At 67.4% G+C, this 9,556-nt stretch carries 11 protein-coding genes; 9 read left to right on the forward strand and 2 right to left on the reverse strand.

Features of this window, described 5'->3' with window-relative positions; translation table 11 throughout:
* Nucleotides 1-268 precede the first annotated feature (268 nt).
* From B2284_RS00220 to B2284_RS00240, 5 genes are all read left to right on the forward strand, one after another.
* On the forward strand, nt 269-1,012 hold the full coding sequence (locus B2284_RS00220; RefSeq protein ID WP_286697058.1) for an SDR family NAD(P)-dependent oxidoreductase: 744 nt from the start codon (nt 269-271) through the stop codon (nt 1,010-1,012).
* Between the two features lie 302 nt (nt 1,013-1,314).
* Nucleotides 1,315-2,226, forward strand: coding sequence for an EamA family transporter (locus B2284_RS00225; protein ID WP_243755114.1), 912 nt, complete (start codon nt 1,315-1,317; stop codon nt 2,224-2,226).
* A gap of 211 nt (nt 2,227-2,437) precedes the next feature.
* Nucleotides 2,438-3,409, forward strand: coding sequence for a 1,4-dihydroxy-2-naphthoyl-CoA synthase (locus B2284_RS00230; RefSeq protein WP_286697059.1), 972 nt, complete (start codon nt 2,438-2,440; stop codon nt 3,407-3,409).
* A 138-nt stretch (nt 3,410-3,547) separates the two neighbouring features.
* A complete protein-coding gene (locus B2284_RS00235) occupies nt 3,548-4,657 on the forward strand; it encodes an adenine-specific methyltransferase EcoRI family protein (RefSeq protein WP_286697060.1) in 1,110 nt (369 codons plus the stop codon).
* Entirely contained in the window at nt 4,657-5,805 is a 1,149-nt protein-coding gene (locus tag B2284_RS00240) for an HNH endonuclease family protein (RefSeq protein ID WP_286697061.1), read from the forward strand. The genes B2284_RS00235 and B2284_RS00240 overlap by 1 nt, the downstream gene beginning before the upstream one ends.
* A gap of 4 nt (nt 5,806-5,809) precedes the next feature.
* On the opposite strand, the gene B2284_RS00245 is transcribed toward B2284_RS00240, so the two are convergent.
* Nucleotides 5,810-6,316: a hypothetical protein gene (locus B2284_RS00245; protein WP_286697062.1), complete on the reverse strand. Its 507-nt coding sequence runs from the start codon at nt 6,314-6,316 to the stop codon at nt 5,810-5,812.
* 114 nt (nt 6,317-6,430) lie between these two features.
* Between B2284_RS00245 and B2284_RS00250 the strand changes: the two genes are divergently transcribed.
* Genes B2284_RS00250 through B2284_RS00260 form a run of 3 tightly spaced genes read left to right on the forward strand, consistent with a single transcriptional unit; the run spans nt 6,431 to nt 7,253 of the window.
* On the forward strand, nt 6,431-6,568 hold the full coding sequence (locus B2284_RS00250) for a hypothetical protein (RefSeq protein ID WP_286697063.1): 138 nt from the start codon (nt 6,431-6,433) through the stop codon (nt 6,566-6,568).
* Complete coding sequence (locus B2284_RS00255; protein WP_286697064.1) at nt 6,565-6,936, forward strand: DMT family transporter; 372 nt, start codon at nt 6,565-6,567, stop codon at nt 6,934-6,936. The genes B2284_RS00250 and B2284_RS00255 overlap by 4 nt, the downstream gene beginning before the upstream one ends.
* Complete coding sequence (locus B2284_RS00260) at nt 6,933-7,253, forward strand: DMT family transporter (protein ID WP_286697065.1); 321 nt, start codon at nt 6,933-6,935, stop codon at nt 7,251-7,253. The genes B2284_RS00255 and B2284_RS00260 overlap by 4 nt, the downstream gene beginning before the upstream one ends.
* A 96-nt stretch (nt 7,254-7,349) precedes the next feature.
* Here B2284_RS00260 and B2284_RS00265 read toward each other — a convergent pair whose 3' ends face one another.
* Nucleotides 7,350-8,171, reverse strand: a complete 822-nt coding sequence (locus tag B2284_RS00265; protein WP_286697066.1) for an SDR family oxidoreductase — start codon at nt 8,169-8,171, stop codon at nt 7,350-7,352.
* Between the two features lie 254 nt (nt 8,172-8,425).
* On the opposite strand from B2284_RS00265, the gene B2284_RS00270 reads away from it, so the two are divergent.
* Complete coding sequence (locus B2284_RS00270; RefSeq protein WP_286697067.1) at nt 8,426-9,454, forward strand: o-succinylbenzoate synthase; 1,029 nt, start codon at nt 8,426-8,428, stop codon at nt 9,452-9,454.
* Nucleotides 9,455-9,556 lie beyond the last annotated feature (102 nt).

A 9,556-nucleotide genomic window follows, 5' to 3' on the forward strand; every position in this document is an offset into this window, starting at 1 on the left:
AGCGCGAGGCGTTCGGGCGCGTCGGTGGGGTGACGCGGGACGTCGGGGGCCGGAGTGCCCGCCTCGTAGGGCGCGAGGGCCGGGCCGGTTCCGGCGAGCGCGGCATCGAGGGCCTCGTAGTAGGGCGTGATGTCGGCGCGGTCGACGGCGAACGGCACGAGCTCAGGCATGACGTTCACTGTACGACGCGCCCGGCAGAGCCAGGTGAGGTGCCTCGCGCCGGCGGTCGTCAGGTGCGGGGTGCGGCCAGGACGGGCAGGATGGGGTCATGACTGAGCGCAAGGTGGCAGTGGTGACGGGTGCGAGCAGCGGGATCGGGCGGGCATCGGCTCGCGCTCTCGCGGCGAGGGGGTACGACGTGGTGTGCGCGGCGCGGCGACTCGACCGGGTGGAGGAGCTCGCCCGGGAGATCGACGGGCGCGCCGTCCAGTGCGACGTGACGAACGTCGACGACGTGAAGAACCTCGCCGCTCAGGCCGGCTCGCGCGTCGACGTGCTAGTCGCGAACGCCGGCGGCGCATTCGGTGCCGAGCCCGTCGCGACCGCGAACCTCGACGACTGGCGCCGCATGTACGACGTCAACGTCATCGGAACCGCGGCGACGATCCAGGCGTTCCTGCCGGCGCTGGAGACGGCACACGGCGTCATCATCACGATCGGGTCGACGGCCGGCATCGTCAGCTACGAGGGCGGCGCCGGGTACTGCGGTTCGAAGCACGCCGTGCGCGCTCTCATGGGGGCGCTGCGCCTGGAGCTGTTCGACAAGCCCGTGCGCGTCTGCGAGATCGACCCCGGCATGGTCAAGAGTGACGAGTTCGCGCTCGTCCGCTTCGGCGGTGACGCCGACAAGGCCGCGGCCGTGTACCAGGGCGTCGAGGCGCCGCTGACGCAGGACGACATCGCCGACGCCGTCGCCTACATCGCCGAACTGCCGGAGCACGTCAACATCGATCAGATGGTCGTGCGTCCGCGCGCCCAGGCCGCGCAGCACAAGGTGCACCGCACCTCCTGACGCTCTCGCCCGCCGGTCCACAGATGGGGCACGGTGGGTCGAGCGCGGCGCGTGAGCGACGAGCGGCCAGGGCTGGGGATGAGCGATCGCGGCTGGGTGACGACGCTGCCAGGGCCTCGTCTGCGTGCCACCGGTTCACGGGCTGAGCCCGTCTGGCGACGCGTTGCGGCGCGGCCGTATCGTGGCGCCCGTCAGCAGTGGTGACTGCGGCGCGGTCACTGTCGTGAGAACCCGGGTTTGCGGCGGCCCACAGATGTTCAGGAGCTTCGTTGGCCCCGTCACGGTTTTCTTCATCCAGCGTCATGTCCTCCTCGACGGCCCCGGCCGTCCTCATGGTCATCGGCTCGTGCACATCCCTGCAGTTCGGCGCGAGCCTCGCGACGCAGCTCTTCGGCCCGCTCGGAGCGACGGGCGTGACGACGCTGCGGCTCGGCCTCGCCGCCGTCATGCTGGCGCTCGTGACGCGCCCGAGGGTGCGCACCTGGACGCGTTCGCAGTGGACGGCTGTCGCCGCGCTCGGCCTCGCTCTCGCAGGTATGAACGGGATGTTCTACGAGGCGATCGCGCGCATTCCTCTCGGCCCGGCGGTCGCCATCGAGTTCCTCGGCCCGCTCGGGCTGGCCGCGATCCTGTCGCGCAAGCTCAAGGATTTCGCCTGGATCGTGCTGGCGCTCGTCGGCGTCATGATCCTCGGTTTCGATGACGCAGGTGGTTCGCTCGACCTCGTCGGCGTCGCGTTCGTCCTCGGCGCGGGGTTCTTCTGGGCGCTGTACATCCTCGCGAGTGAACGCGTCGGGGGAGCGGTCGACGGCGCGGGTGGCCTCGCGATGGCGCTCGTCGTCGGCACCGTCGCACTCGTCCCGTTCGGAGCGCAGGGCGCCTGGACAGGGCTGACGGACGTCCATTACCTCGCGCTCGCCATCGGCACCGCGTTCCTCGCCTCCGTCGTCCCGTATGCGCTCGAGCTGTCGGCGCTGCGACGGCTGCCGAAGGCCGTGTTCGGGGTGCTGCTCGCCCTCGAACCCGTCATCGCGGCGCTCGCGGGGTGGCTGCTGCTCGATCAGGGCTTCGGTGCGACGCGCGCGCTTGCAGTGCTCCTCGTCGTCATCGCCGGCGCGGGGTCGGCCATCACGGCGTCACGGCGTGACGCGACGGCCGGCGTCGCCGCCGAACATGCTCCTGACGAGCTCGCCGCGTCCGTCCACGGAGGCTGACGACGCCGGCGACGGTCGGTGTCGGCGGGCATGCTCCTGCCGAGTTCGCCGCCGACCACGAAGACCGGCACTCTGCTACGGCCAGTGACGAATGTGGACGAAATTCGCAGAGGGGGACGAAAATCGCAGGGGTGCACGGGGCTGCGGGGCCGCCACCGTCGTTCCTCTAGGGCACGATGGGGTCGTCACCGCCGCGTCCTAGACTGGCGGCATGAGTGAGACCACCCCTGACGAAGCCGTCCGGCAGTCCGAGAACCCCTTCGACCCGAGCGCGTGGACCGCCGTCGAGGGGTTCGAGGATCTCACGGATATCACGTACCACCGCAGTCGCGAACTCGGTTGTGTGCGTGTGGCGTTCGATCGTCCCGAGGTGCTCAACGCCTTTCGTCCGCACACCGTCGACGAGTTGTATCGCGTGCTCGATCACGCACGCCGCACGCCGGACGTCGGCGTCGTCCTGCTCACCGGCAACGGCCCCGGGCCCGAGGGCACCGGCAGCGCCGGCAAGTGGGCGTTCTGCTCGGGCGGCGACCAGCGCATCCGTGGCCGCTCCGGCTACCAGTACGCGGCCGATCCAACGGGTGACGACTCCGCGAGCGGCGTCGACGAACTGCGTGTCAAGGCCGAAGGTGGGCGTCTGCACATCCTCGAGGTGCAACGGCTCATCCGCACCATGCCGAAGATCGTCATCTGCCTCGTGCCCGGCTGGGCCGCCGGTGGCGGGCACAGCCTCCACGTCGTGTGCGACCTGACGATGGCCTCCCGCGAGCACGCGCGGTTCAAGCAGACCGACGCCGACGTCGGCTCGTTCGACGCCGGCTACGGCTCGGCGTACCTCGCGAAGATGGTCGGGCAGAAGTTCGCGCGGGAGATCTTCTTCCTCGGCCGCACCTACACCGCCGACGACATGCACCGGATGGGTGCGGTCAACTTCGTCTGCCCGCACGCCGAGCTCGAGAGCGAGGCCCTGCAGGTGGCGCGGGAGATCATGGCGAAGTCGCCGCAGGCACAGCGCATGCTGAAGTTCGCGTTCAACCTCACCGACGACGGCCTCATGGGCCAGCAGGTGTTCGCCGGTGAGGCCACACGCCTCGCCTACATGACGGACGAGGCCGTCGAGGGCCGCGATCAGTTCCTCGAGAAGCGCGAGCCCGACTGGTCGGGTTTCCCCTGGTATTACTAACGAGCAGCGTTTGCGCAGGTCAGGGCGCTATCAAGCCCTTACCGTGCACGGACTGTGCACAGAACTGCAGGAAGGCCAGCACGGGGCGCGTGCCCGAAGCGCCGGCCAACGTCGGTGCGCTCAACTAGGATGGGCACCGTGACGACGACCCGCTCAGTGATCCGGCACCTGAACGCAGCCAAGGGTGCGAAGCAGGACGAGTTCTACACAGAACTGTCTGACATCGAGAAGGAGCTCCGGCACTACCGCAAGCACTTCAAGGGCAAGGTCGTCTATCTCAACTGCGACGACCCGCGCGAGAGCAACTTCTTCCGCTACTTCAGCTACAACTTCGAGAAGCTCGGGCTCAAGAAGCTCATCGCCTCCTGCTACAAGAGCCAGGACGCCGACCTGTTCAGCCAGTACGACTCCGAGCGAGCGGTCTACTTGGAGTACGAGGGCGACAAGAACAACAACCGGGTGCCGGATCCCGACGAGATCGCGATCGAGCACCTCGAGGGTGACGGCGACTTCCGGAGTGCCGAGTCCATCGAGCTGCTGAAGCAGGCCGACGTCGTCGTCACCAACCCGCCCTTCAGCCTGTTCCGTGAGTACGTCGCGCAGTTGATGAAGTACGACAAGAGGTTCCTCATCGTCGGTAATCAGGGCGCGATCACCTACAAGGAGACTTTCCCGCTGATAGCGGCCAACAAGATGTGGTTGGGCGTCAACAACGGAGACATGAAGTTCCGAGTCCCGAACCACTACGAGGCCCGAGAGACCCGGTACTGGGTCGATGAGCACGGCCAGGCATGGCGCAGCCTGGGGAACGCGTGCTGGTTCACCAACCTTGACATCGCCAAGCGGCACGAGGAACTGATCCTCTTCCGCAAGTACGACCCTGCCGTCTATCCGACGTACGACAACTACGACGCGATCGAGGTCAGCAAGACCAGCGAGATCCCGGAGGACTACCCGGGTGTCATGGGCGTGCCTGTCACGTTCCTCGACAAGCACAACCCGGACCAGTTCGAGATCCTCGGAACCACGCAGCGTGGCTGCCACGATGCCGTGCCGGACACCAAGAAGTACGACGACTACCGCGAGATGCGTCCAGACGGCAGCCCGACCGGGTCGTCCGGAGGCAAGACCAACGAGAACGCGAACCTTGCGGGGAACGACGGTAAGAAGAACTACTTCATCAACGACGACGGTCACATCGTTCAGGCCACCTACAAGCGGATCTTCATCCGACGCAAGGACTCCTGATGAAGATCGAGCTGAAGCGCATCCCGGTGCGAGCCCTCGTCGAGGGCTACGAGGACAACGACGAGGCCGGCGTGGTCGGCTACGACGGGAAGCTTGACATCCGGCCGCCCTACCAGCGCGAGTTCGTCTACAAGGACAAGCAGCGCGACGCGGTGATCACCACGCTCCGCAAGGAGTTCCCGCTCAACGTCATGTACTGGGCCGTGCAGGACGACGACACGTTTGAGGTCATCGACGGTCAGCAGCGCACCATCAGCATCTGTCAGTACGTAGAGGGCGACTTCTCCATCGAGATCGACGGCCACCAGATGGCCTTCCACAACCTCCAGGACGACCAACAGGAGCAGATCCTCGACTACGAGCTGATGATCTACTTCTGCCAGGGCACCGACTCGGAGAAGCTCGACTGGTTCAAGACGATCAACATCGCCGGTGAGAAGCTCACCGACCAGGAGCTGCGCAACGCGGTCTACCACGGCCCGTTTGTCACGGCCGCGAAGAAGTACTTCAGCAAGAACGGCTGCCCGGCCTACGGCATCGCCAGCGACTACATGTCCGGCTCGCCGATCCGCCAGGACTACCTCGAGACCGCCATCGAGTGGATCAACGACGGCAAGGTCGACGAGTACATGCGCGACCACCAGCACGACAACAACGCCAACGAGCTCTGGCTCTACTTCAAGGGCGTCATCGACTGGGTCGAGACGACCTTCCCGAAGAAGCGCAAGCAGATGTCCTCGGTCAAGTGGGGTCCGCTCCACAAGCAGTACGCCGGCGCGAATCTCGACCCGGCCCAGCTCGAGAAGCGCGTCGCGGCCCTGATGGCCGACGTCCAGGTGAAGCGCAAGCCGGGCATCTACGAGTACGTCCTCGGCGGCGAGGAGGACACCAAGCTGATCGAGGTCCGTGTCTTCGACGAGCGCACGAAGCTGGCTGCCTACGGCGAGCAGACCAAGAAGGCCGAAGAGGCCGGGATCTCGAACTGTGCCGCCTGCGCGGCTGGCTCGAACAACAACGCCACCCGCATCTACGACATCGGCGAGATGGACGCCGATCACGTCACCGCGTGGAGCAAGGGCGGCGCATCGGACCTGTCGAACTGCGAGATGCTGTGCGTGTTCCACAATCGCAGCAAGGGCAACCGGTAGATCGTTACTTCCGCCACTTGCCGTAGAGCCACTTGCCGCCGAAGAACAGGCCGGCCAGCACGGCGGCCGTGAACACCGCCCACCCGGCGAATCCCTGCACCTTGTCCCACGTTCCCGAAGACTCGGCGACCAGCATCGACCAGCCGCGCACCAGCGACCAGACGAGGAAGCCGACGCCCCACACGAGCACAGCGGCGAACAGCATCCACTGGCCCGTGTAGCCGACCACCAGGCCGATGTTGCTGAGGATCTTCTCGTGCCGCTCCGCCAGGGCGTCACCCTTGGCATACGTCTCGTCCATCCGAGCGGCGGCCTGCTCGGCGTGCCCAGTGAGGTCGATCGACTTCGTGGCCCCGTCGATCTTCCGCCCGAGCCCGTTCAGCGCGCCGGCAACCTTCTTGGTCACGTCCTCGAGGTTGGCGTCGTACTCACCCTGGCGGGCCACTACCTTCGCCTGCTCGGCCTTCAGCGCGGCAAGGGCCGTGTCCGTGGCCGCCCGCTGGGCCTTCATCTCGGCCAGCGCCTCATCAACCTTGCGGTTCAGGTCCGCCAGCAGCTCCGGCGCTGACTTCGTCGCGGTTCCAGACGCAGGGCGAGCGACACGCAGCGTCTTCGCACCAGGGGCATGCTGACGACGTCCGGCATGGGCGCCACATCGGAGATCGGCGCCGTCGACGATGACGCCCCTCACCACACGTCGCCACACGAACCCGACACGAAGCCCGGCAAGAAGATCAAGAACGTGAAGGAGGAGAAGGCGTGAAGAACTACCTGATGCTCGGATGCGCGGTCGTGTGCGAGGTCATCGGCTCGTCAGCGCTGAAGCGCGCGGAGCAGGAAGCCGCGTGGTTTCTGCTCACGCTCATCGCCGACCTCATCGCCTTCGTCCTGTTGGCGTTGCTGTTGCGCCGGGGCATGGCACTCAGCGTCGTCTACGGCATCTGGGGCGCGCTCGGCGTGGCGCTCACGGCATTCGTCGGGACGGTGGTGTTCGGCGAGCCCTTCACGCTGATGATGGGTTGCGGCGTCGCACTCGTCATCGGGGGCGTGATCATGGTCGAGGGCGGCTCCGACTCCCAAGCACCGGCCGAGGACGGTTCGAGCGCGACGATGAACGAGGTGCGCGCGTGAGCTACATCTTCCTCGTCAGTGCGGTCATCAGCGAGGTGATCGGCACGGCCTTCATGCGCGTGGCAGCGCAGGGGCGGGCGCGGTACTACGCCGTGGTCGGGGTCGCTTACGCCCTGGCGCTGTACCTGCTCGTGCGCACTCTGGGTGAAGGCATGGGCATCGGTGTCGCGTACGGCATCTGGGCCGCCGCAGGCGTCGCGCTGACGGCACTCGTCAGCCGGTTCGTGTTCAAGGAGCCCATCACTCGCATGATGTGGTGCGGCATGGCCCTCATCGCCGTCGGCGTCGTGCTCATCGAGGTTGGCGCACACGCCTGAGGCCCTCGACGCCGCCGCTCTGGAACCGGCCTTGCCGACGACGAACGCACCGGACGATCTGTGATCGTCCGGTGCGTTCGTCTTGTCTGCGCTGCGTCAGCCCTGCGTCCAGCTCCGCGTGGCCTCGAACACCTTCGAGCCGTCGAGGTCCGCGAGCGACATCCCCGCGAACGTCGTCGCCGCGTCGCTCGTCTGCCAGCGGAAGCGGTACTCGTCCGACAGGGCCGCCCCGGCGATGGCCTCGCCCGCGCTCTCGGCGCTCTGGGCGTTGGCGAAGGCACCTTCGGTGCGCTTCATGTACGCGGCGAGCAGGTCGGCGTACGGCCCCGCGTCGTCGCGCTGGACGTTCTCGACGAAGTTCGTCGCGACGGCAGCCGGTTCGATGACGCTGACCTTGATGCCGAACGCCGCGGCGACCGTCGACAGCGACTGCATGAAACCCTCGACGGCGAACTTGGCGCCGCAGTAGGCGTCGGCGAACGGCTGGCCGACGGCGCCGCCGACCGACGTCACCGTCAGGATCGTGCCGGACGTGGCCTTGCGCATGTGCGGCAGTGCGGCTTGCGTCAGCGCGACGGCCGAGAAGTAGTTCGTCTCCATCTGCTCCTTGATCGTCAGCATGTCGAGCGTCTCCGCGGTAGCGACGCACCCGCGCCCCGCGTTGTTGACGAGCACGTCGAGTCGCCCGTACTGCTCGACGACCGCATTGACGAGCTTCTCGCCCGCGCCATGATCGGTGACGTCGAGTTCACGGACGTCGAGCGTGACGCCCGCCTTGGCCGCCGTCTCGTTGAGCTCGCCCGCCTTGTCGAACGAACGAACCGTCGCGACGACCGTGGTGCCCGCCTTGGCGAGAGCGATGGCGGCATGCAGCCCCATGCCGCTGGAGGTTCCGGTGATGAGCGCGATCTTCGTCATGACGCCATTGTGTGCCCGCCTCCTGAACACGAGCGAATCGGTCGAGTAGGAGCGGCAGGATGCGCCGATTCGACCCTGCCGCTCGTATTCGCGGGGGTGCTGCGCGCGAGTGTGGGAAGCGCCGCCCGCGCATGGCCGTCAGATGGCATGGGGACAGTTCATGTCCCGGGCTGGACGCGCGGGCCTGCACGTGGCGTAAGGGCGGTTCGTGTCCCGGGGCCTGCATCGCGGAAGCTGCTGCGACGATAGGGGGCATGAACGCGCGGCCTCTTGAACTGCCCCTCTCGTCGCTCGATGAGCTGCTCGATGGGTTCGAGGTCGTCTCGATTCCGCTCAACACGCGCTTTCGTGGTGTCGAGCATCGCGAGTGTGCCTATCTTCAGGGGCCTTGTGGTGCAGGAGAATTCGCGCCATTCCTCGAGTACGGGCCAGCCGAGGCGTCGCGCTGGCTCGCGGCTGCGATCGAGGCGGCGTACCTCGGGTGGCCCGAGCCGGTGCGCGCGACGGTGCCCGTCAACGCGACCGTCCCGGCTGTTCCCGCCGGCGCCGTCGCCGGGGTGCTCGCCCGGTTCAACGGGTGCCGCACCGCGAAGGTCAAGGTGGCCGAGAGGGGCCAGAACCTCGACGACGACGTCGCCCGCGTCGCCGCCGTCCGTGACGGCCTCGGCGCCGACGCGAAGGTGCGTCTCGACGCGAACGGCGGATGGGATGTCGACCAGGCCGTCGCCGCGATCACACGACTGGCTGCGTTCGACCTCGAATATGTCGAGCAGCCCGTCATGCCCGTCGAAGATCTGGCGCGCGTGCGGAAGACGCTCGTGCGCAACGGAATCGACGTTCTCATCGCCGCCGACGAGTCGATCCGCAAGGCCGACGACCCGATGCGCGTCGTCGAGCTCGAGGCCGCTGATCTTGCGATCGTCAAGGTCGCGCCGCTCGGGGGAGTGCGCGCGGCGCTGCGCATCGCAGACGAAACAGGCCTCCCGATGGTCGTCAGTTCGGCGCTCGATTCGAGCCCCGGGATGGCGGCCGGCGTGGCGCTCGCGGCTGCTCTGCCCGAGCTCGATCACGCGTGCGGCCTCGGCACGATCAACCTGCTCGACGGCGACGTCGTCGCCGACCCCCTCGTCCCTCGTGACGGGACGATCGACGTAGCTCGCGCCGCCGCCGCGCGCCACCTCGACCCGACGTGCGTCGAGCGGCACCGCGCGAGCCCCGAGCGCCGGCAGTGGTGGCGCGAGCGACTGATCGCGAGCTACCAGCACCTGAAGCGCGACGCCTGACCGACGCTCACCACCTGACCGACGCAGACTGCCTGACCGACGCAGACTGCCTGACCGACGCTCGGCGCGGGTTCGTCATGCCCCGGTCAGAGCTGCGAGCCG

Origin of the sequence: Dermacoccus sp. UBA1591 (genome assembly GCF_002322065.1) — a bacterium.
Classification (GTDB): Bacteria; Actinomycetota; Actinomycetes; order Actinomycetales; family Dermatophilaceae; genus Dermacoccus; species Dermacoccus nishinomiyaensis.